The sequence below is a fragment of the Novosphingobium sp. BL-S-24 genome (genome assembly GCF_055521575.1).
Genome location: NZ_CM145488.1, coordinates 1,922,075 through 1,944,921, shown reverse-complemented (window position 1 = coordinate 1,944,921; position 22,847 = coordinate 1,922,075). Strand labels below are relative to the sequence as shown.

The following is a 22,847-nucleotide window of genomic DNA, read 5'->3' as shown; positions in this document are numbered from 1 at the left end:
CCAGCGCTTATCCGCATCAGTCAAAGGGGGGCTGTTGTGCGGTTCTGATGCCCACCGCCGTACTCCACCCTCTGCATTACCTGATTAGGCTAGACGAGCGACTGTGCCCTGACAGCGGCTTGGTCCGATAACCGGTCCATCGCCGGCACAATCGGCCGTTTGCAGAAAGTGCTTTACGGATCGCAAAAGTTTCGCGATTGGCCTTGATGCTAATGCATACGATTCGCATTAGCGTAAGGGGAATTTAAGTATGCTTCGCAGATTTGCCGCCCGAGCGCTTGGCGGCGCGTCAGCCATCGCCTTTCTTCTAACCGCTCCAGCCCTTGCGCAGGTTTCCGCTGGCGATACCGCCACGGACAAGGACAAGCAGGCCGGTGAATTTCTCGGGACTATCGACATAGGCGAGAGCACCCGCGCCATCCAGACTGACATTGCGACGCCAATCACTGTGATCGACCGCAAGGAAATCGAGGACCGCCAGGCCTCCACTATCGCGGAATTGCTGGATTCTGTTCCCGGCGTCACGCTTATCAACGGTTCAACCCCGATCGGCTCGGGGATTAACATCCGCGGCTTCGGAGCCAACGGTACCTATGGCACGGACCAGAAGGTCGCCTTCGTCGTCGATGGCGCTACCACAGGCTCGGAAGAGATTTACCGCGTCGGCACTCAACTCTTCACCGACCCGCTGCTCTACAAGCAAGCTAGCGTTATCCGGGGAACCGTTGGCAGCTTCGAGTGGGGTTCAGGCATCATCGGCGGCGTGGTGTTGCTGGAGACTAACGATGCATCCAGCGTCCTCAATGGAAAGACCGGCATCACTGCTAGCCAAACGGTTTCGGGCCAGACCAACGGCAACGGCTTCGCGACATCCACTACCGTCGCGGCGATGCCGACCGAGCAGTTCGAGCTTCTGGCGAACTACACCTGGCGGACCCAGAACACGCAGCAAGACGGGCATGGCGACGATATCGGCAACAGTAGCTTCGACTTGCCCAGCTTCCTGCTGAAGGGCGCGTTCCATTTCGGCGCTGATAACACCCACACCGTCGCGGCGAGCTTCAATCAGACCAGCACCAGCGACCGCGACGTACCCTACGACAGCTTCGGCACCACGGCGGGTATTTTCGGCAATGTCGACCGCGACACTAAGAGCCAGGTGCTGACGGTGTCCTACGGCTACAGGCCGGTCGATAATGATGCGGTCAATCTCCAGCTGCTCTACACCTACGCCAATCAGGAGATCGACCAGAGTGCAGTCGGCACTCCGATCTCGCCCGTACTGGACGCCGATCATCGCTACGAGACGTCCAAGATCACTTTGAAGAACGCCTCGCTGTTCATAACAGGGCCGATCCGCCACAACCTGCACTTCGGGGTCGAGTACATCCACAAAAAGCGCGCTGATGCGAACAGCGCGCCGGGCGGCACCGACAAGCGCATGGCCGCCTTCGCAGTTGACGAAATCGGCTTGTTCAAGGGCTTCACGCTGAGCCCGGCGATCCGCTGGGAGACCTCGAACGTCAAGTCCGACCGCACCGGTACGCCCGTATCCTATAACAACAAGGCATGGATGGGCGGCGTCTCCGCACGTTACGAGCTGCCATTTGGTCTAGCCGCGTTCGGCAGCTGGGCGCGTACGCGTAACCTGCCGATCATCGACGACCTCGATAACGCCACGTACATGAACCAGCCAGAAAAAAGCCGCACTTGGGAAGCAGGCGGTTCGTTCGACCGAACCGATCTGCTCGGCAAAGGCGATCATCTGGCGATCAAGGTCAATTACTACGACACCGAGCTGACCGATAATACCGCCTATTCAGGCGTGCGCGAAGTCTACCTCGACGGCTTCGAGATCGAGGCGTCCTACGCTACCGCGAGCGGGGTCTACATCGACTTCAACGCGACCATTCCCGACGGCGAGCGCCTGCGCACTACCGGCGTGATCGACGACTGGACCAACCTCCCGCAGAAGACCTACATGCTCTCGGCCGGCAAGCGCTTCGGCAATCTGCTGGACGTGCGCTGGGAAACGACCCTCGCCGAAGACCTCGACATCAACGGCATCGAGCACAAGGGCTTCGACGTCCACAACCTGCGCGCCACCATCACGCCGAGCGGGGGAATCTTCGAGAACGTCGCGCTGCGCCTGAGCGTCGAGAACATCTTCGATACATATTACCAGTCAGCGCTGTCCACGCGCCCGGCAGTAGGGCGCAATTTCAAGGCCGCTCTATCAAAGATGTTTTAAGGAAGGCGAGGCGGCATGGCTTCCGAGATAGGCAGATTTGAGTTTGGGGCAGGTCCATTTGCACGGATCGACCTGAATGCCATGGCCGCCTCAGTCACCGCGCACGCCGTGGTGGCGGCGCTGCTGGTGCTTACCTGGAGCGAGACCATGCTGGTGCAGGGGGGCACCCGCTCCCGTCTTGTCAGTATCGACCTCTCTATGCGCGAAGGCGGACCCGGACCGAAAATGCCGCCGCTGGCCGATGCGCGACAGCCGCCGAAACGCGCGATAACGCCGCCTGCCGAAGTTCCCTCGCAGAGCATCGTCCCCGAGGCTCGATCAGCGGCGCAGCCCCAAGCGCCATCAGTGGCGCAGGCTGGCAGTGACGGACTTGGGCGGATAGGCGAAGGCACCGCCGCAACGATCACGCGGCAGTTGCATGTAGCCAAACTGATCCCCGCCGCCGCGCTCGTTACACCGGTCGTGGCGGAGCCGGGGCGACAGGTGCGCCCACCCACACCAGACGCGGAAAGTGCGGTCGAGGCAAAGGGGAAGGGTGGCAGCGGAGGGAATTTCGCTCAGGTAGGCAACTCCACTGTCAGCAATTTTAGCGGTCGCGTCTATCAACACCTTAAACGCTATCAGCGAGGCAATACTATTGGTGCGGGCGAAGTGCTGATCGCTTTCACCGTCGATGTGGACGGTGCCGCGCGCGCGATCCACGTGGAGCGCACATCAGGCTCCTCCCGGTTCGATCACGAGGCGATGGCTTTGGTCCGCCGGGCATCGCCCTTCCCGCGTCCGCCGGACGACGAAGCGCACAGTTTCACTTTCGAGATAACCGGACAATGATGAGGACAGCTCCAACCATGACCAGACTTCCTGCAGGCATCGCCGCGCTGCTGTGCGCCGTCAGCGTCGCTCCCGGCGCCGCGCTTGCCCACACGTCCTATCTTCTGCCCAAGGTCTTCGCGGCCAACACCGAGAAGATGGTGACGGTTGAATCGGCCTTCGCCGAGAAATTCTTCCGACCCGAAATCCCGGTGGACGCCAGTGACTACCACGTCGTTCTTCCCGACGGATCGCGCGGCAGCTTCCAGTCGATCACTCCGCTCAAGCAGATGGTGGTGCTCGAAAGCGCGCTTGATGCCGAGGGGACTTATCGCTTCACCACCGGCGTGCGTCTTGGCCGGGTGGGCACCAGCGCTCTGGTCGGTGGTAAGTGGCAACCGGTCCACGGCGACATACCCAAGGACGCCACGCGCGTTCGTACGAGCCAGACCGAGACTGTCGCCGACGCCTACGTTTCCAAGAGGGAGCCGACCCGCGCGCCGGTCGAGGTGGCGATCGGTCGCCTGCGCATCCAGCCGGTGACGCATCCGAGCAAGCTTTATCTCGACACGCCGTTCACGCTCACGGTGTTGTTCGACAGTAAGCCGTTGGCCGGGCACGAACTGCAGCTGGAGCGGGGTGGCGCGGACTATGAAGAGGCAATCGACCGCCGTCAGATCAGTACCGACGCAGAGGGTAAGGCCGTGATCAAGTTCGACCGCGCCGGCACTTACGTCCTGATGACGCGCCTTCGTGCCGAAGCGCCGACAGGCTCGGGCACCAGTGAGCGCAGCTACACTACCTCCCTCACCTTCCAGGTCGAAGAGTGATCCAGTTCCAGTGCAACGGAGAAGACCATGACCAAGACTAACCTTTTCATAGGCCTCATATTCGCTCTTTCGGCCAGCCAAAGCACCTTCGCGCAGTCCGCGGAAGAGCGCCGCGCAGCTCCCGGCCACGGCAAGGACGCGTTTCTGCGCGAGAACGATGCCAACCAAGACGGCCGCGTCACTGCCGCCGAGTTCGCCGCCGTCCGGGAGGCCAAGTATCACACCTTCGACCTAGACGGCGACGGCAAGGTAACTGAGGCGGACTACGTTGGCGAGTTCAACGGCCGCTTCGGCAAAAACGCCAAGGCGCCAGAGGGCCAGTTGAAGCAGGCTTACGTGCGCTTCGGCGTCCTCGATACTGATAAGGATGGCAACCTGACGCTCGCCGAGTTCAACGCGTCCGGCGAGCGGATGTTCGAGCGCCTTGACACCAACGGCGACGGTGTCGTCGATGCAGCTGACACTTCGGGTTCGTATTGAAGCCTGAGCGGTCCATGCGGCGGGCTGGTCGGCCTGCCTCATGGCGCTTTATGAGCATCGAGACCTCGTCAGCTTCCCTATCTATCAGTTGCCTCTGGACAGTAGGCCAGGACCGGCGCCGGCAGCGAAATTGCGCGGCGGCGAGTTCGACTTTGGGGAGCGTATCGTCAGGCGTATGATGCAGGTCGAAATGATGCACCCGTCCTAACCAAGGTCGATCACGGCGAACTGCTGGGCCGCGATCATCGCTTCAAGACCGCCTTCATGGGACGTGCCCATGTCAAGGGCGATACCCAACGGCATAGGCGGCGTTCACATTGTTGGCCAACGGCACCTTTTCTGGAAGTATTCCCGTTCCAAGTGGCCATTTCTGTTGATCCACCCTTCCGGTGTTCAGTTTACGACCCTTAGTTGCCATTCAGGCACCAATTTCACACCCCTGGGTCCGGACTGTCCACTAACCGGCGTGTCGCGACCAAGATACGTCTTCGACCTTATGCGCAGCACGCGTTGTAGTGACGGAATCAGTCATCCGATTGCCGGCAAGCCGGACTTCAAAGCCTGATTCCTGTCATCGGAACGGGATTGGCGAGCTGGGTCTGATGAGTGGCCACACGTTGCTCGGAATGTAGAACAATTCTCGTCGGATTAATTGTCCTGACCATGGCAAGCAATCTCCTTGGTGCATACGTCACGATCAGATGCACGTTCCTCGTTGATCATCGCGGCATTGCCGCTTGTGAACGTTATCAACGTTGCAGCATTCACGGTTGGCAATTCTATACGGCCATAGCTGTCACGCTGCTGTGCTCCTGCCGTGGCGAGCGGCGTCGAAGCCTGAGATGACCGAATGATCAAAGTTGATGGCATGAAATTGAAAACATAGTTGCCGCCCGCAGCGAGCGTGCCTTGCGTGATCGCGTAGCTGCCGACGTTGCTGGTGGCGCCCGCCAGAGTGGCGAGGCCGCCGCTCAGCGTATCGCCATTGACCAGACCCTGGCCGCCCACCGTATAGGTCAGCGCCGGATTGGCATCGCCGTAGACGCGGCTCTTGGCGTCGGCGGTGACCGTGAGCGAGCGCTGGCCGATGGTCAGCGCGGCCCCGGTGTAGCCCAGCGCATAGTTGCCGCCCGCAGCGAGCGTGCCTTGCGTGATCGCGTAGCTGCCGACGTTGCTGGTGGCGCCCGCCAGAGTGGCGAGGCCGCCGCTCAGCGTATCGCCATTGACCAGACCCTGGCCGCCCACCGTATAGGTCAGCGCCGGATTGGCATCGCCGTAGACGCGGGTTTTGGCGTCGGCGGTGACCGTGAGCGAGCGCTGGCCGATGGTCAGCGCGGCCCCGGTGTAGCCCAGCGCATAGTTGCCGCCCGCAGCGAGCGTGCCTTGCGTGATCGCGTAGCTGCCGACGTTGCTGGTGGCGCCCGCCAGCGTGGCGAGGCTGCCGCTCAGCGTATCGCCATTGACCAGACCCTGGCCGCCCACCGTATAGGTCAGCGCCGGATTGGCATCGCCGTAGACGCGGCTCTTGGCGTCGGCGGTGACCGTGAGCGAGCGCTGGCCGATGGTCAGCGCGGCCCCGGTGTAGCCCAGCGCATAGTTGCCGCCCGCAGCGAGCGTGCCTTGCGTGATCGCGTAGCTGCCGACGTTGCTGGTGGCGCCCGCCAGCGTGGCGAGGCTGCCGCTCAGCGTATCGCCATTGACCAGACCCTGGCCGCCCACCGTATAGGTCAGCGCCGGATTGGCATCGCCGTAGACGCGGCTCTTGGCGTCGGCGGTGACCGTGAGCGAGCGCTGGCCGATGGTCAGCGCGGCCCCGGTGTAGCCCAGCGCATAGTTGCCGCCCGCAGCGAGCGTGCCTTGCGTGATCGCGTAGCTGCCGACGTTGCTGGTGGCGCCCGCCAGAGTGGCGAGGCCGCCGCTCAGCGTATCGCCATTGACCAGACCCTGGCCGCCCACCGTATAGGTCAGCGCCGGATTGGCATCGCCGTACACCCGGCTCTTGGCGTCGGCGGTGACCGTGAGCGAGCGCTGGCCGATGGTCAGCGCGGCCCCGGTGTAGCCCAGCGCATAGTTGCCGCCCGCAGCGAGCGTGCCTTGCGTGATCGCGTAGCTGCCGACGTTGCTGGTGGCGCCCGCCAGAGTGGCGAGGCTGCCGCTCAGCGTATCGCCATTGACCAGACCCTGGCCGCCCACCGTATAGGTCAGCGCCGGATTGGCATCGCCGTAGACGCGGCTCTTGGCGTCGGCGGTGACCGTGAGCGAGCGCTGGCCGATGGTCAGCGCGGCCCCGGTGTAGCCCAGCGCATAGTTGCCGCCCGCAGCGAGCGTGCCTTGCGTGATCGCGTAGCTGCCGACGTTGCTGGTGGCGCCCGCCAGAGTGGCGAGGCCGCCGCTCAGCGTATCGCCATTGACCAGACCCTGGCCGCCCACCGTATAGGTCAGCGCCGGATTGGCATCGCCGTACACCCGGCTCTTGGCGTCGGCGGTGACCGTGAGCGAGCGCTGGCCGATGGTCAGCGCGGCCCCGGTGTAGCCCAGCGCATAGTTGCCGCCCGCAGCGAGCGTGCCTTGCGTGATCGCGTAGCTGCCGACGTTGCTGGTGGCGCCCGCCAGAGTGGCGAGGCCGCCGCTCAGCGTATCGCCATTGACCAGACCCTGGCCGCCCACCGTATAGGTCAGCGCCGGATTGGCATCGCCGTAGACGCGGCTCTTGGCGTCGGCGGTGACCGTGAGCGAGCGCTGGCCGATGGTCAGCGCGGCCCCGGTGTAGCCCAGCGCATAGTTGCCGCCCGCAGCGAGCGTGCCTTGCGTGATCGCGTAGCTGCCGACGTTGCTGGTGGCGCCCGCCAGCGTGGCGAGGCTGCCGCTCAGCGTATCGCCATTGACCAGACCCTGGCCGCCCACCGTATAGGTCAGCGCCGGATTGGCATCGCCGTAGACGCGGCTCTTGGCGTCGGCGGTGACCGTGAGCGAGCGCTGGCCGATGGTCAGCGCGGCCCCGGTGTAGCCCAGCGCATAGTTGCCGCCCGCAGCGAGCGTGCCTTGCGTGATCGCGTAGCTGCCGACGTTGCTGGTGGCGCCCGCCAGAGTGGCGAGGCTGCCGCTCAGCGTATCGCCATTGACCAGACCCTGGCCGCCCACCGTATAGGTCAGCGCCGGATTGGCATCGCCGTAGACGCGGCTCTTGGCGTCGGCGGTGACCGTGAGCGAGCGCTGGCCGATGGTCAGCGCGGCCCCGGTGTAGCCCAGCGCATAGTTGCCGCCCGCAGCGAGCGTGCCTTGCGTGATCGCGTAGCTGCCGACGTTGCTGGTGGCGCCCGCCAGAGTGGCGAGGCCGCCGCTCAGCGTATCGCCATTGACCAGACCCTGGCCGCCCACCGTATAGGTCAGCGCCGGATTGGCATCGCCGTACACCCGGCTCTTGGCGTCGGCGGTGACCGTGAGCGAGCGCTGGCCGATGGTCAGCGCGGCCCCGGTGTAGCCCAGCGCATAGTTGCCGCCCGCAGCGAGCGTGCCTTGCGTGATCGCGTAGCTGCCGACGTTGCTGGTGGCGCCCGCCAGAGTGGCGAGGCTGCCGCTCAGCGTATCGCCATTGACCAGACCCTGGCCGCCCACCGTATAGGTCAGCGCCGGATTGGCATCGCCGTAGACGCGGCTCTTGGCGTCGGCGGTGACCGTGAGCGAGCGCTGGCCGATGGTCAGCGCGGCCCCGGTGTAGCCCAGCGCATAGTTGCCGCCCGCAGCGAGCGTGCCTTGCGTGATCGCGTAGCTGCCGACGTTGCTGGTGGCGCCCGCCAGAGTGGCGAGGCCGCCGCTCAGCGTATCGCCATTGACCAGGCCCTGGCCGCCCACCGTATAGGTCAGCGCCGGGTTGGCATCGCCGTAGACGCGGGTTTTGGCATCGGCGGTGACCGTGAGCGAGCGCTGGCCGATGGTCAGCGCGGCCCCGGTGTAGCCCAGCGCATAGTTGCCGCCCGCAGCAAGCGTGCCTTGCGTGATCGCGTAGCTGCCGACGTTGCTGGTGGCGCCCGCCAGAGTGGCGAGGCTGCCGCTCAGCGTATCGCCATTGACCAGACCCTGGCCGCCCACCGTATAGGTCAGCGCCGGATTGGCATCGCCGTAGACCCGGGTTTTGGCGTCGGCGGTGACCGTGAGCGAGCGCTGGCCGATGGTCAGCGCGGCCCCGGTGTAGCCCAGCGCATAGTTGCCGCCCGCAGCAAGCGTGCCTTGCGTGATCGCGTAGCTGCCGACGTTGCTGGTGGCGCCCGCCAGAGTGGCGAGGCTGCCGCTCAGCGTATCGCCATTGACCAGACCCTGGCCGCCCACCGTATAGGTCAGCGCCGGGTTGGCATCGCCATACACCCGGCTCTTGGCATCGGCGGTGACCGTGAGCGAGCGCTGGCCGATGGTCAGCGCGGCTCCGGTGTAGCCCAGCGCATAGTTGCCGCCCGCAGCAAGCGTGCCTTGCGTGATCGCGTAGCTGCCGACGTTGCTGGTGGCGCCCGCCAGAGTGGCGAGGCCGCCGCTCAGCGTATCGCCATTGACCAGACCCTGGCCGCCCACCGTATAGGTCAGCGCCGGATTGGCATCGCCGTAGACGCGGGTTTTGGCGTCGGCGGTGACCGTGAGCGAGCGCTGGCCGATGGTCAGCGCGGCCCCGGTGTAGCCCAGCGCATAGTTGCCGCCCGCAGCAAGCGTGCCTTGCGTGATCGCGTAGCTGCCGACGTTGCTGGTGGCGCCCGCCAGAGTGGCGAGGCTGCCGCTCAGCGTATCGCCATTGACCAGGCCCTGGCCGCCCACCGTATAGGTCAGCGCCGGGTTGGCATCGCCGTAGACGCGGGTTTTGGCATCGGCGGTGACCGTGAGCGAGCGCTGGCCGATGGTCAGCGCCGTCGCATTGCCGATATTTTGCCCGAACGTGTAATTCGCGGCCGACAGACCACTACCGTTGATGGCATAGCTTCCGGCATTCGATACACCGGTTGCTGGGCTTGAGAAAGCGAGCGTACCTGTGGTGCTGTTAAGCTGCGTGTCGCTGCCCAGAAAACCGGTGACGCTGCCCGCAAAAGTCGGATTGGCATCGCCATACGCCCGGTTTGCCGTCGATGCGACATAGGAAAGCATCGCGGGCGTGATGCTGTATGTTCCACTGGCGTAGTTGATGGCGTAGCCGATTGACGAGAGCAAGCCTCCCGGCGTCAACGTGTAGCTGCCAACGTCCTTGGCCGACGTGGTCAGGCCGGTCGCCGTGCCGCCCAACGCGGTCCCGGCGGTATCGCCGTTGATCAGGTTGGACACAGCATAAGTACCGCTTTGCGCCGACCCGTTGTAAGCCGAGCTGACGGTATTGGCGGTGACGGTCAGCGTCGGCTGAGCGGCATATACGAAACGGTTGCCACTGGCTGGCGTGCTGGCGAAAGTGCCAGCCGTGAAGTCGAAGCTGTCGTTATAAAAATTACTTCCGGCAAGGCCGCCACGCACACCGCCTGTGCCGCTCCCCTGATAGACGAGCCAACGGCCGTTGGTCGCCGACAGCGCGTTCGATCCGCCATTGTTGGTAAAGGTCGAAGTTGCCGCAAGCAGAATGGCATCGCCGGACGCCGCGCTTGTCACCGAGCCGCCTGCACCGATCGTTATCGTTCCCGCGCTCGTCAGCTTGGCGGCGCCTTGCGCCGTGACTCCGGCGCTGATGCTGAGTGGTCCGAGCGCCGTAAGCGTGTAAGCGCCCCCGGCTTGCGCTGTGTCGATTGCGAAGCCGCCCCCATTACGTGCGGTGATGGCGACCGGCGTTGCGATGAGCGCCTGATTGATAGCGGTCAGATCACTGCCAAAGGTAGACCCCAACGCCGTACCCAGCGCGCTGCTGCTGCCCAGACCGGTGGTGATCGCCTGCGATCCGGACCGCACGACGAGGCCGCTGACATTGCCATCATTGCCGGTGGTGTAATTATCACCATAGGCAAGGCCGCTGACATTGCCTGCACCCGACAGCGTTATGGTCTGGCCGATCGCAAAGGTGCCGGACAGTGTCGCCGTTGGTACCAGCGCGCGATAGGCGCCAGTTGAATCCGTAGTGACGCTGTTTCCGCTCAGCAGGCTGCCGTTGTAGTAAAGCCCGATCGACGCGCCAGACGCACCGCCGCCATTCGACAGCAGGCCCGAGCCAGTGATGACCTGCATCGTCGGCGTTGAGCCTGAGGTGCCGGATTTTGCGGCACCGGCGAGCACGGGGTAAAAGCCCGGCGCTGCCACCCATGCCGAGGCGTCGAACCCGCTCGGCAGGGTGCCGCTCTGCAACTGGGCTGTCGTTTGGCCCGTGCCACTTGGGCTGGTTGTCTGCCCCGACGCTTGCGCATCCCAATAGGACGAGGTCACGGTCACGTTGGTCGCCGAGGGGTTTATTTGACCGACCAAACCGCCCGGTTGTCCGCCGGACACTGCACCGGTCGAATAGGTTTCAGTTAAGGATAGCTGACCGGCGCTTGTGAAACGGCCTAAAAGCCCGCCGAGATACGCATTTCCGTTTCCTGACACCGCACCGGTCGCGTAGCTCTGCTTTATGGCGGCAACCGTGCCACTCAGTGTACCGACAAGGCCGCCGCCCACCAGAGAGGTGTTGGTCCCGTTCGTAACCACCGATCCCGTCGCATAGGATTGGTTTAGTTTTGCGGTTCCCGAAAGCGTACCTATCAAGCCACCCACATTGCTCGTAGTAGATTGTAGGCTGTTGGATACGTTGGCTGTCGAGTAGGATAATGCCGTTTGGCCTCCCTGTTGGAGTCCGATCAGGCCGCCGACTTGAGACATGCCTTGCACTGTGCCGGTCGAGCTTACCTGACTTATCAGGCCGTTGCCTCGATAATCGGCAACCAGTGCGCCTGACGTTGTGCCTGAATTGGAAATCGCGACGTTGGAGAGGGCAATCCCTCTGATGACAACGGGATTGCTCGACGCCACTTGCCCAATCAGGCCCGCAAATGCCCCAGAAGATTGTATCGTCAAACCATCTACGGCATGCCCCAGGCCCTCCAGCGCTCCGCTGAACGTTTGGATCAGGCCCCTGGTGTAGGTCACCCCGCCCGCACTCAGATCTTTCGCGAGCGCATAGCGAGCTGCATTGCCGCCCGACGATGTGATCGTGGTACCATCTACTGCGGATAGGCCGTCTATCCCATCGATGTCCGCCATGGAGCGCAGCAGCGTGTAAGCAGCACCATTCATAGCGAGCGATTGGCCCGACTGGCCATCGGCAAAGCTGACCTTGGCGCCAACGCCATAGACCAGCCCGCCTGTCAGCGCGTTGGTGGTGGCGAAATTCAACGCAAGCTTACCGCCGCCGTTTACGTTGATATTCTGGTTGAGGAAGATTTCGCCCGCCGCAGACAGGGTGAGCAATGATCCGGACGACCAGGCGATCGGCGCATCCACAAAGATGTCACCGGTCTGGCTGCCCGCCGATCCGCTAGCACCGGTCGAGACCGTGACATTGGCAGTGCCCAGGGCATTCTGCAGTGTCGTCACGTTGATGACGCTGTCGTTGCCGGTCGCGGCAAAGCCTGACTGATTGCTGTCCGTCCCGCTCGATATCGTGACATTGTACGGATCGAGCAGCAACGTGCCAAAGCGGCTGCCGGTCAGATCGGCGGTGCCGCTATAGCTCAGCACCGCCTTGCCAGATACTTCCGCATCGCCGCCCACGCCGCCATTGGCGCCCTTGGCACTGATCGTACCCGCAAAGCTCGTCTTGTCGTCGCTCCACAGCACGATGCTGCCGCCGGCGCCGCTTGCCGTCGCGTCAGCCTTCAGCGTGGATGTGCCATCCACGGTCAGCTGAGCGGCGCGCGCCAACCCCTCCCCGCCTTGATACTCACCACCGACGCGGATGCGACCGCCACCTGTTGCGCCCGAGGCATCGATGTTCGCACCGGTGAGGTTCACGGTATTCCCGGTCAGCGTGATCGTGCCGCCCTTGGCTGAAACCGAAGACGCGTTGAGTGCACCCGATATGTTGACGACGCCGCGCGCCGCGTCGCGCGCAGTGCCAGCCGTCAATACGATATCATTGGCGGTGATGCGACCAGCGACGGTGATCCCCGCCTCGGGCATCTTGACCTGAAGAAAGCCCGCACCGTCCAGATCGAGCGCCTGACCGCCGCTGCCACTCAGATCGCGGACCTTGGCGACGACATAGTCGTTCGTTTCCAGGCCTGACAGCAAACCGGCGAAGCCTCCCTGCGCATAGCGGATCGGTTGCGCGATCCGCGGCGTTGTCACGGTCAACTCATTCGAACCGGCCATGAATGCCTTGTCCGTGATATCGAGCGTCGAGCCGGTGAAGCCGGCCGCGTTCACACTGCCGGTTTTGGTGATGAGGATGCCGTTGGGATTAACGAGGAAGACCCGGCCATTTGCGCTGATCTGGCCGGCGATCGTGCTTGTCGTATCACCGGTGACGCGATTGAGCAGCGCCGCCTCCACACTCGGCTGCTGAATGTTGACGCGCCCGCCTTCACCAACCGAAAAGCTCTGCCAGTTGATGATTGCACGGTCAGTTCCCTGAACGATCTGCATCGAACCAGGTGCGGTAGGAGTAATTGTCGCCTGTCCGGCAGCGACTTCGCCGCCCGATGGCAGAACCTGGGCGATCCCGATCGCGGGAACGAGGCTAGTCGTGGCGAGAAGGGCGATGGACAGCTTGCGGATCATGGGCGGAGACTCTTGCTTAGAAACTGGCAAAGACGGTGAACGTCAGGCGATCCGGTCGCAAACCGTCGAGATGGACGCGGCCATATTCAACCCCGGCGGTGATGCCTGGCGATCCTCCCGGCATCTGGCCGGCAAGACGTGCACCAACACCATAGGCAAAAGCGCTGGTCGTACGGCGTTCGAACACCGTTGGCTGCTCGTACCGAACTGCACCTTGGGCAGCGAAGGCATAAGGCGCGAAGCTGGCAAACACGTCCGATCGCACAACGGGGAAAGGTACACGCGCCTCTCCGCGAACAACGTAGCCTCGGTCGCCCTGAATCAGACCAGAGGGAAGTGGTGACAACCCTTCGACATTTGCGATACCGATCTGCTCTGAATTGGCCATCACCTGGCCGAAAGACGTCTGGGCATGTGCGCGACCTGCAAATGTCAGACGGCTTCCCACTGGTTGATCGATTGCAATCGTCGCCGTCAGCTTCTGGAACGACGCATCGCTGCCAGATCGCGACAACGGCAGCGTTTGCGTTGCATCAGCCGCAGAGCGCGCACCCAAGCCGTTTATACCAAAAGATCCATCGACCCGGATGCGTGCGAACCCACCACCGGGCAAATACGTGGTGACGTCTGCCGCCGCCCGTAAAATACGCAGTCGGTCCATTGAGAGCGGCAGGATGACGGGGTCGATGATCTGAACCCGCTCGTCCTGCAAATCCAGGCGGGCTTCCACACCAACGGTCAGCGAGCGGCGGCGAACAACGGGATAACGCAGGGTATTGGACAGCCGCCGGAAACGACTACCGAAGCCAGGCAGTATCGATGATGCACGCCGCGGGGCGGTTCGCGCGTCGGTGCCCTCAACCGTAAAGGTTAGCCCATCGTTGCCAAGAGGCACCACCATCCCGAGCGCCAGTGCACGGTTGCGCGGCGTGGGATCAAGGAAACTCGTACGCTTGCCTGTATTGGGCAAACCGGATGCGCGAACATAGATCAGCTCACCTGCACCCAGAACAGAGTTGAAGTCGAACCCTATGCCAAAAGCGGTGCGCCCGAGAACTTCCGGCAATGTATTGTCTATCGACAAGAAGCCGGTCACTGGTCGGTAATCGGCATCGACCCGCAACACCACACCGCCGGGCTCTTCGCCTGCAGCAAGCGTCGAGCGCAGGGTAACGCCAGGGACATCTGCTGCCAGCAGGAGACGACGCTCAAGGTCGGCTTGAGTGATATCCCTGTCACCTAAGAGCCGGGCAGCGATCCCGTCGATCCGGGCACGCACCGACATCGGCAGCGATGACGTATCGACCCGCTCAACAAACCCCTCGACTACGATCAGCCGCAAAGTAGCACCATCGGCGAGTTGCTGCTGCGGTATAGCGACGCGTACGAGGATACGTCCAGCTCTCGCCTCCGCGGCCTCAGCTTCTGCGGCTGCGGAATAAAGGTCCGCGACAGACAATCGCCGACCAACAATCCGAGCACGCAACGTCGAAAGCGTCTCGGTCGAAAGACTCCCTCCGGAAAGTTCGACCCCGGCTATGGTCACAAAGAGCGCATCAGAGCCTGCTGGTGTCTCACTTACAACATTGGACGGTAAGACAATGGGCGCCCCAGGTCGGTCCTCACGCGGGGGGGCAAAACTCGGCGGCGTGATCTGGCTCGCAGTCTGCGCGTGCGCCATAGCCGGCAGACCGGCAATAAAAATCCCGGTCAGACATACGAAACGCCGTAGCAAATTGATTCCCCCGAATTTGGACTGCCTTCGCGATGCTTCCCTTTATGATCGGACCCATACAAATTGATTAACACCGACTGAAAAATTACTGCCAAAATGCAGCAATTTGCCATCGAACTTTTGATCAAATCGAACCGCCCTTACCCAGACAAATCGCCACCAAGATTTCGTAGATTGAGAAAGTAAGAATGATCACGAAGCTCGGCGCATAAATTTTCAGATCATGGCTGATCTCAAATCCCTTGCTGGCGAAAGCTCAGGCGGGTTGCGCTTAGATCCCTACTGTCGGCGGACGGGGCGGAGCAAACTGACATAGAATGAGAGAGGTTGGTTCGCGTAACCAACCCGGAAGAATACCAGCTCCCCCGAAACAGGTATTTAAACTGCCGAACTTTATCTATGAGTCTTGCGCAGTTATTGAAGGCTGATGAGCATCTGAGTAAATATCTCATAACGCTAGAACTGGACAGCGCCGATCACGCTCGCGAATGATCGTTTTGTCCCGAATGCTGCTTCCCGATTTCAACCCATAACGGACACACTCGGCTGATTTTGCATGAACAAAGTCCGTCGTTCGCTCAGCCAATCTGTTCAATCCGCCACCTCATCAGAGCGGCGAGTAGTTGGCGTTAGGGCAGGCATCGGTCGGGTATAAGTACGCCAGCCGCAGACAGCGATCGTAGAACGCCTAACTTTCCGGCGAAAACATCTTCAAACCGAAGGCGTGTGTTCCGCCCCATCGGTTCAGGCAAAGCGTCGACAGCGAAAAATCCTACTTCGCTGATCTCAGCGTCCGGCAATCGAGTGGCTCGCTCGACGAGATTCGCGGTGAACAGGAGTACTATGTCGTCCTGGTGGGTAGCGGCGTAAACGCCCGCAAGGCCGTCTACTCGGATGGTGGCCGCTGCTTCCTCCAGGGCCTCACGTTCAACGGCGGAGACGGGGTCCTCGCCTGCCTCAAGTCTGCCGCCTGGCATCGCCCATAGCCGATCACCATAATTTTCGTGCACGCACAAAACGCGGCCTTGATCATCGAACACGCACGCAAAGACGCCGATGGTGTGCATGAGGTTCAGCCTATCGGCAAGTTTAGGAGGTTCCAGACGGCAAGGCTTTTATCGCGCCAACCGCCATTTGCCTCTTCACAGCCCTCGTTTAAGAGCTCGACTGGTGCCGACCAACCGAAGGGTGGCCTCGTCATGTTGAGCGCTCGCCAGTCACCATCTTCGCAATCGTTGTTGTTCTGCCACCCGGGAAAGGTAGTAGCGATCAGCCATTGCGCGCCCGAGCGGCGGAAGTTGTCGACCGCCCGCCTGATATTAGCAAAGCTGAGATGCACCAGGCAGTCACGGCAAAGGATGGCATCTGCCAGCGGCAATGGGTCGACAGTGATATCTGCCAGCACGAAATTGCCTAGCAGGTGGTGCTGTTTTTGGTTCTCGGCAAAGAGCGCAGGGACGATATCGACACCGATGTAGCGGATATCTGGCAACTCGAGGTCGGCAATCCAGCCCGCATCGCCACAAGGAGCGTTGAGAAGAGTCCCAACGCTCAATTTTCGCAGTAGCGCTGGCAATTGGCGCTTCAGGAGCGAAGTTGCTTCAGCTTCCGAGCCTAAGCCTGACACGGAAGTTTCGGCTCCCCACAGATTGCTCACGTGGATCGAAGCGAAACGCTCAGCAAGGCCCATATGCTTGAAACGCTCTCGCTCTGTGATGAAGCGCAGATGAGCAAGGACTGGTGGGCGTTCGCTATCAAGCATTTGTGGAGCCTAACCCATGACATCACCCCAGTCACGCTGACCTAACTGCGACCGTTGCAAGGAATGAGGCAGATGGGGCAGCGGATCGTCTGCGCTGTTTGGCATCCCGATATTCACTTTCGCCAGGTCAATAGCCGGTGTCGGCGAATGTATGCCTAATATCGAGTGCCCCCGGTAGTGTCTTAGAGTTGTCCTCCCCGACTGATGGTCGCGGCTCCAATGAGCGTTGACGTTCGCCGGTTCGTGAATAGCTGGTCGATCAATGGCGAATAAACGTGCGGGCAACAGCGCCCCTTGCCATTATGGTGGCTCGTCCCAGACCCGATTTTCCGTCGTCGACCCATTGCGGACGCTAGTTCCTACTGCCATGTGTTGGGAATGATGGCCGAGAATCCGACCAAAGACACGCCTGCTGATTATTATGGCGGATTCATGACAGCACTCATGGGGCTGGAGGACGACGCCACCCTGTCGGGCTATTCTCCGGCGGGCCAGGAGCTTCTTAGAGAAGCGATCATGATTTTCGGAGCTGAGTTTGACGAAAGGCACCCCGGCCGTTGGGGCAAGCCGGGATTATAAGGCACAGTTCAACATCGTTCCTGCACCAGCGTCCGCAACCCACCATCTCGAGCCATAAAGCCATCTGCTCAAAGTCAGATTTGATCTGAGTACCGGTCGGATTTTCGGCGGAAAACGAAATGACCGGGCCGCATCGGCCGGCCATTCTTTCGAACACTAAGCTTCGATCTTCGGAATGCGTCTATACGCGCGCTCCAATTTTATGAGTTCACGCAGGTAGCAGCGCCGTTCTGATTAGGTCAGAACTTCGTTCGGAGTGTAACGCCGTACGTGCGCGGGTCGCCTAGGGTTCCGGTAACGGAGCCGGTGGTCCCCGCCGACAGGCTCAGGTAATAGAGCTTGTCGGTCAGGTTGCGCGCCCAGAATTGGATGTCCAGCACCCCGTCGAGCGCACGTACGCCGATGCGAGCGTTGACCAGTGAATAGCCCGGAATCTGCGAATAGCGCGAAAGGCTGGCGGTCGTGTTGAAGTCCGACCGGTAGCTGTAATCGGCGCCGAAATAGACCTCGCTGTCGCTGCCGAGCACCGAGCCGACACCCTGGCGAGCCTCGCCACCCGCAGAAGCCGCCCATTTCGATACGCCAGGCAAGCGCTCCCCGCTGAGATCGCACGTAGTCTGCCCGGCGACCTCAATCGGGCATGGAGCATTGGCATAATCGACGTATTTGGCGTCGGTGAACGCGCCCGAGGCGTAGAGTGAAAGCCACGGTGCAGGAGTTGCCCGCAGGTCTGCCTCGAACCCTCGCGTGCGCACTTTGCCGACGTTAGTGAAATAGGACTGGTTGTTGCGCTCCACGTCAACCACAGTGGTCTGATAGTCGCTGTCGTCGGTCCAGAACGCAGCCAGATTAGCGGTCAGCCTATTTCCAAACCACGCGGTCTTCACGCCCAGCTCGTAGCTGTCGATCGTCTCGGGTTTGATGACCGGATCGGCAGCGAAAGCCCCAGTCGTCACGATGTTGGCAAGGTTGAGGCCGCCGAACTTGTGGCCGCGCCCATACGTCGCATAGACCAGCGAGTCAGGTGTGACCTTCCATGACAGCGTCGCGGAGCCGGACAAGCGGCCTTCCTTCGTGCTGGCGGAATAGGAATTGGCGACGCCGTAGCGCGACCGGATCGTATTGGCGGCGGCAAGCTGCGCGGTGGTCAGCCCATCGAGGCTGGGGCCGGTGGCGGTCTGCTCGAACCAGCCGGTTTTGGTCTCGTAGGTATAGCGCAGGCCCGTGGTAAGATCGAGCGTGGGCGTCACGTGCCAGATCGTCTGGCCGAAAGCCGCGTAGCTATTGGTCACTGGCCGCGAACGACCTAGGATGGTGTATCCGTTGAGTGCCGCCGTAGCGGCGGTGCGGTCCACGCTCGGCGCCACGAACCATGCGGCGGCGTCGCTGCCATAGGCGTTCAGCGCCTCGGCATCGATCGCCTGCCACAAATAGTAGAGACCTGCGACGTAGTCGATCTTGCGGGTGCCTTCGGAGGCGATGCGCAGTTCCTGGCTGAACTGGCGCTGCTCATTGCTCTGGTGAAAGTCGGTGCCGGCATCGAGGGTAGTGGAATCGCCGTCATTGTGTGGATACCAGTTCCATGCGCGGTAGGCAGTGACCGAGGTGATCGTGTTGCCCGGGATGGTGAGGTCGGCAATCGAGGTCACGCCCCACTGGTTCATCCTATAGCGCGGGTTGGCGTCCACATCGACCTGCCGCGCCGAAGGATCGATCGGCAGCGGCGTATAGCCGGTGCGCGCGGCGCGGGCGTAGTAGTTGTTCGCGAACGCCGTTCCATTGTCGTACTGCGAAAGTACCCCAGTCAGCACCGCCGCCGCTGTCTTGGAATGCTGACGGCCGTAGTCACCGATCAGGCGAATCTTGAAGTTGCTGGCAGGCGTGAACAGCAGCTGCCCGCGTAGGCCGAAATCATGGTAGTCCTGCGTGTCCGAACCGTCATAGCGGTTGGTCATGTAGCCGTCTCGGTCGGTCTTCGAGACGTAGAGCCGCGCGGCCAGCAGGTCATCGACCAAGGCGCCGCTGGCATAAGCGTGGACCTGCCGGAAATCGTAGTTCCCGAGAGTCACGTCGCCGCCCGCTTCTGGTTCGAACGTGGGTGACTTTGTAGTGACGACCACCGCGCCCGCCGACGTGTTCTTGCCGAACAGCGTGCCCTGGGGGCCGCGCAGCACTTCGATGCGCTCTACGTCCGAAAGATCGAACACCGCCTGTCCGGGCCGTGCGAGATAGACCTGATCGACATAGACGCCGACTGCCGGCTCCAGCCCGTCGTTGTAGACCGAGACGTTGTTGCCTAGGCCGCGGATGTTGATGCTCGTGTTGCGAGGGTTGGTGTTGGTGACGACGAGGCTGGGGGTGAGCTGCTGCAAGTCGCGCAAGTTATAGGTGCGCGTCGCGGCCAGTTGTTCGCCTCCGAAGGCGTTCGCGGCTACCGGAACGTCCTGAATGCGCTCGTTGCGCCGGCGAGCGGTGACGATGATATCGACGCCCGAACCAACTCCCGCATCGGCGGCAGCTTCGGCGGTGGGTGCCTCTTCGGCATATGCGGGGGCGGCAGCCAGCGCGCTCGACCCGAGCAGGGCGAGCGTGGTGGCACGCAGGAACGATTTCATGAAAGGACCCTCATTGCGTGATGCGACCGGTGACCTACGCCGCCTTAAACTCAACTATTTCGATAGATAAATCATGCTGCGCGGCAACAAAGATTCTCTACATAACTGGTAGAGTAAAACTTTGTGGGTCTTCGGATGACCTCCCGTTAGGTCATGTGCTCCTACGCAACGCCACAAACGGAACCGACGTGACCCGCAAGGCCGCCTTGATCGCCGCCGCTCTCTTGAGCACCCTGATGACCCGTCCCGCCGCCGCGCAGGTCGCCCCCGCCGCGCCCGCCCCCGCATCGGCCGCCGCTTCCGGCACCGCACAGAGTGCCCAGCGCCCCAACTTCCTCGTCATTGTCGCCGACGATCTCGGTTGGTCGGATATGGGTGCCTTCGGGGGTGAGATCTCGACGCCCAACCTTGATGCGCTAGCAAATGGCGGCGTTCGCTTCACCGGCTTCCACACTGCGCCGACATGTTCGCCGACCCGCTCGATGCTGCTGAGCGGGGTGGACAATCACGAGGCCGGGATCGGCACCATGGTGGAATCGCGCCCCGCCGCCCTCGCCCACCGGCCTGGGTACGAAGGATATCTCAACGACCGCGTCGCCTCGATTGCGGAACTGCTTCAACAGGGCGGCTACCGTACACTCATGTCCGGCAAGTGGCACTTGGGCCTCACTGAGGATCGCGGCCCGGCGGCACGCGGGTTCGAACATTCCTATGCGCTGCTCCAAGGACTGGGCAATCACTTCGGCGAAGACCAGAACGCGGCCTGGACCAAGGCCAAGGCGAACTCGCTTTACCGACAGGATGGCAAGTTGGTGAAGTTCCCGGTCGGACACTACTCGGCGGATCAGTTCGCCGACCGGCTGATCGGATTCCTCGGTGACGGGGCCACCGACAAGCGCCCATTTTTCGCGTATCTCACATTCACCACGCCGCACTGGCCAATGCAGGCCCCGGCCGAGACAATCGCGAAGTACAAGGGCCGCTACGATGCCGGCTACGAAGTGCTGCGCGCACAGCGGCTCGAGCGGCAGAAGAAGCTTGGCCTTGTCGCGCTCGACCAGCGACCCCATGCACTAGACGGCGTGAAGCCGTGGGACAGCCTGACAGCCGAGCAAAAGGCATTCGAAGCGCGAAAGATGGAAGTTTACGCCGCCATGGTTGATCGCATGGACCAGAACGTGGGCCGCGTGATCGCAGATCTGAAGCGCACCGGCCAGTACGACAATACGGTCATTGTTTTCCTTTCGGACAACGGCCCCGAGGGCAGTGAGATCGACGCGCCTTTCCAGGTTCGCGGCGTGCCTGGCGGCGCAAAGAAACTGGGTATCGACAACCGGCTGGAGAACATCGGCAACGCCACCTCCTACGTCGGCTACGGCGCGGGCTGGGCGCAGGCCAACAGCACCCCGTCGTGGCTGGTGAAGGGCTACCCCACCGAAGGCGGAACGCGGGTCTCGGCTTTCGCCTCCGGCAAGGACGTCGTCGGCAATCGCATCGCACGCGGCTATCTAAGCGTCACCGACATCGCGCCGACACTGCTCGACCTTGCCGGGCTGACCCAGCCCGCCACTTACAAGGGCCGAGCAATCCTGCCGTTCGAGGGGCATAGTCTGGTCCCCGTCCTGACCGAGAAAGCCAGCGAAGTGCGCTCGCCGAACGAGCCGGTCGGCACCGAATTGTTCTATCGCCGCGCGCTGCGCAAGGGCGACTGGAAGGCAGTTTACTTACCGAAATCCGGCGCTACCTATCCACGCAGCGGTGTAGGTGAGGGCAAGTGGCAGCTATTCAACCTTGCGACCGATCCGGCCGAAAGAACCGACCTTGCCGCCAGCCATGCCGAAAAGCTTGCCGAACTCGTGGCGGACTGGGATCACTACGCCGCGCGGAAAGGCGTAGCGCTGCCGAAGGATGAGGCGACATCCACCGAACAGCCCTGAAGCGCCAAGGCATGCAGGACAATTTACCAAGCACGCCGCCAGCCGTTTCGCTTGGTGCGAGAATGACGACGAATAATAGGTTTGCAGGACGGCATCACAATGACGAATACGCAGCCCGAAGCGCAAGCCGGAATGGTTTGGATCCCTGGCGGCACGTTCGCCATGGGTTCGGACACCTTCTATCCCGAGGAAGCGCCCGTGCGGCGCGTGTCGGTCGACGGGTTCTGGATCGATGCCACACCGGTCACTAGTCGCCAATACGCACAGTTCATTGCAGCTACCGGCTATCGCACTGTTGCCGAAATCGCACCGGATCCCGCGCAGTATCCGGGCATGGCTCCCGAGATGGCGCAGCCCGGCTCGCTGGTATTTCATAAAACCATCGCGCCGGCGGACACTGGCAATCCAGCCAACTGGTGGCGCTTCGAGTTCGGCGCCGACTGGCGTCATCCGCTGGGACCAGACCGGAACGTAGATGCTCTCAACCTCTGGGACCATCCGGTCGTCCAGATCGCCTATGCCGATGCGCAGGCCTATGCGGACTGGGCAGACAAGGATTTGCCGACTGAAGCCGAATTTGAGTTCGCCGCGCGCGGCGGGCTCGACGGCGCGGACTATGCCTGGGGCGATGAACTGGCTCCCGGCGGGGCGATGCTCGCAAACTATTGGCAGGGCCTGTTTCCCTTTGCCAACCAGAAGCTGGACGGCTGGGAGCGTACCTCGCCTGTAAAGACCTACCCCGCCAATGGCTACGGGGTTTTCGACATGATCGGCAATACTTGGGAATGGACCAAGGACTGGTGGAGCGACAAGCCCGATGCGCGCCTTCAGATGAAAGCGGGTCAGTCGTGCTGTACCGTCAGCAATCCGAGGGGTGGCAAACTAAAAGAAAGCTTCGATCCTTCACAACCGAACGTGCGGATCGGACGCAAAGTTCTGAAAGGCGGATCACATTTGTGCGCGGCGAACTATTGCCAGCGCTATCGTCCAGCCGCACGTCATCCCGAGATGATCGATACAGCCACATCGCACATCGGCTTCCGCTGCGTTCGACGTTGAGTGATCCTTATCACCATACCGATTTGGTCAAGCAGGTATGTGACGTTAACGTATTAAGCCACAGCGAGGAATGAACGCGCGCC

12 protein-coding genes are annotated in these 22,847 nt (G+C 62.1%); 7 read left to right on the top strand and 5 right to left on the bottom strand.

The genetic code is table 11. The features are described from left to right. Positions 1 to 250: 250 nt before the first annotated feature. Genes ACZ1JM_RS14620 through ACZ1JM_RS14605 form a run of 4 tightly spaced genes read left to right on the top strand, consistent with a single transcriptional unit; the run spans position 251 to position 4,371 of the window. Positions 251 to 2,251: a TonB-dependent receptor plug domain-containing protein gene (locus tag ACZ1JM_RS14620; RefSeq protein ID WP_465133099.1), complete on the top strand. Its 2,001-nt coding sequence runs from the start codon at positions 251 to 253 to the stop codon at positions 2,249 to 2,251. Positions 2,252 to 2,266: 15 nt separating this feature from the next. Further along, the gene (locus ACZ1JM_RS14615) at positions 2,267 to 3,082 is read left to right on the top strand and encodes a TonB family protein (RefSeq protein ID WP_465133098.1); all 816 of its coding nucleotides are present in this window, start codon (positions 2,267 to 2,269) and stop codon (positions 3,080 to 3,082) included. A 17-nt stretch (positions 3,083 to 3,099) separates the two neighbouring features. Beyond that, positions 3,100 to 3,891, top strand: a complete 792-nt coding sequence (locus ACZ1JM_RS14610; RefSeq protein WP_465133097.1) for a DUF4198 domain-containing protein — start codon at positions 3,100 to 3,102, stop codon at positions 3,889 to 3,891. A gap of 27 nt (positions 3,892 to 3,918) precedes the next feature. After that, positions 3,919 to 4,371, top strand: a complete 453-nt coding sequence (locus ACZ1JM_RS14605; RefSeq protein ID WP_465133096.1) for an EF-hand domain-containing protein — start codon at positions 3,919 to 3,921, stop codon at positions 4,369 to 4,371. A gap of 648 nt (positions 4,372 to 5,019) precedes the next feature. Here the strand turns inward: ACZ1JM_RS14605 and ACZ1JM_RS14600 are convergent. The 4 genes from ACZ1JM_RS14600 to ACZ1JM_RS14585 all read right to left on the bottom strand — a co-directional run bounded on the left by ACZ1JM_RS14600 (position 5,020) and on the right by ACZ1JM_RS14585 (position 16,574). Beyond that, on the bottom strand, positions 5,020 to 13,077 hold the full coding sequence (locus tag ACZ1JM_RS14600) for a beta strand repeat-containing protein (RefSeq protein ID WP_465133095.1): 8,058 nt from the start codon (positions 13,075 to 13,077) through the stop codon (positions 5,020 to 5,022). A gap of 16 nt (positions 13,078 to 13,093) precedes the next feature. Beyond that, positions 13,094 to 14,623, bottom strand: a complete 1,530-nt coding sequence (locus ACZ1JM_RS14595) for a ShlB/FhaC/HecB family hemolysin secretion/activation protein (RefSeq protein WP_465133094.1) — start codon at positions 14,621 to 14,623, stop codon at positions 13,094 to 13,096. An 818-nt stretch (positions 14,624 to 15,441) separates the two neighbouring features. After that, positions 15,442 to 15,879: an NUDIX domain-containing protein gene (locus ACZ1JM_RS14590; protein WP_465133093.1), complete on the bottom strand. Its 438-nt coding sequence runs from the start codon at positions 15,877 to 15,879 to the stop codon at positions 15,442 to 15,444. Positions 15,880 to 15,884: 5 nt separating this feature from the next. Next, positions 15,885 to 16,574 (bottom strand): class I SAM-dependent methyltransferase, encoded by a 690-nt coding sequence (locus tag ACZ1JM_RS14585; protein WP_465133092.1) that lies wholly within the window; start codon positions 16,572 to 16,574, stop codon positions 15,885 to 15,887. 378 nt (positions 16,575 to 16,952) lie between these two features. Between ACZ1JM_RS14585 and ACZ1JM_RS14580 the strand changes: the two genes are divergently transcribed. Next, positions 16,953 to 17,153 carry a hypothetical protein gene (locus ACZ1JM_RS14580; RefSeq protein ID WP_465133091.1) on the top strand — a complete coding sequence of 67 codons (201 nt, stop codon included), beginning with the start codon at positions 16,953 to 16,955 and terminating at the stop codon, positions 17,151 to 17,153. A 239-nt stretch (positions 17,154 to 17,392) separates the two neighbouring features. Here ACZ1JM_RS14580 and ACZ1JM_RS14575 read toward each other — a convergent pair whose 3' ends face one another. Next, entirely contained in the window at positions 17,393 to 19,768 is a 2,376-nt protein-coding gene (locus ACZ1JM_RS14575; protein ID WP_465133090.1) for a TonB-dependent receptor, read from the bottom strand. Between the two features lie 236 nt (positions 19,769 to 20,004). Between ACZ1JM_RS14575 and ACZ1JM_RS14570 the strand changes: the two genes are divergently transcribed. Both ACZ1JM_RS14570 and ACZ1JM_RS14565 read left to right on the top strand, forming a co-directional pair. After that, a complete protein-coding gene (locus ACZ1JM_RS14570; RefSeq protein ID WP_465135088.1) occupies positions 20,005 to 21,705 on the top strand; it encodes an arylsulfatase in 1,701 nt (566 codons plus the stop codon). A gap of 132 nt (positions 21,706 to 21,837) precedes the next feature. Continuing rightward, on the top strand, positions 21,838 to 22,764 hold the full coding sequence (locus ACZ1JM_RS14565) for a formylglycine-generating enzyme family protein (RefSeq protein ID WP_465135087.1): 927 nt from the start codon (positions 21,838 to 21,840) through the stop codon (positions 22,762 to 22,764). The last annotated feature ends 83 nt before the right edge of the window (positions 22,765 to 22,847 follow it).

Bases quoted from the DNA above. Each gene is read 5' to 3' on its own strand.
- ACZ1JM_RS14590 (WP_465133093.1), bottom strand. From the start codon at position 15,879: ATGCACACCATCGGCGTCTTTGCGTGCGTGTTCGATGATCAAGGCCGC.
- ACZ1JM_RS14570 (WP_465135088.1), top strand. From the start codon at position 20,005: ATGACCCGTCCCGCCGCCGCGCAGGTCGCCCCCGCCGCGCCCGCCCCC.
- ACZ1JM_RS14600 (WP_465133095.1), bottom strand. From the start codon at position 13,077: ATGATCCGCAAGCTGTCCATCGCCCTTCTCGCCACGACTAGCCTCGTT.
- ACZ1JM_RS14620 (WP_465133099.1), top strand. From the start codon at position 251: ATGCTTCGCAGATTTGCCGCCCGAGCGCTTGGCGGCGCGTCAGCCATC.
- ACZ1JM_RS14580 (WP_465133091.1), top strand. From the start codon at position 16,953: ATGATGGCCGAGAATCCGACCAAAGACACGCCTGCTGATTATTATGGC.
- ACZ1JM_RS14575 (WP_465133090.1), bottom strand. From the start codon at position 19,768: ATGAAATCGTTCCTGCGTGCCACCACGCTCGCCCTGCTCGGGTCGAGC.
- ACZ1JM_RS14605 (WP_465133096.1), top strand. From the start codon at position 3,919: ATGACCAAGACTAACCTTTTCATAGGCCTCATATTCGCTCTTTCGGCC.
- ACZ1JM_RS14565 (WP_465135087.1), top strand. From the start codon at position 21,838: ATGGTTTGGATCCCTGGCGGCACGTTCGCCATGGGTTCGGACACCTTC.
- ACZ1JM_RS14615 (WP_465133098.1), top strand. From the start codon at position 2,267: ATGGCTTCCGAGATAGGCAGATTTGAGTTTGGGGCAGGTCCATTTGCA.
- ACZ1JM_RS14610 (WP_465133097.1), top strand. From the start codon at position 3,100: ATGACCAGACTTCCTGCAGGCATCGCCGCGCTGCTGTGCGCCGTCAGC.
- ACZ1JM_RS14585 (WP_465133092.1), bottom strand. From the start codon at position 16,574: ATGCTTGATAGCGAACGCCCACCAGTCCTTGCTCATCTGCGCTTCATC.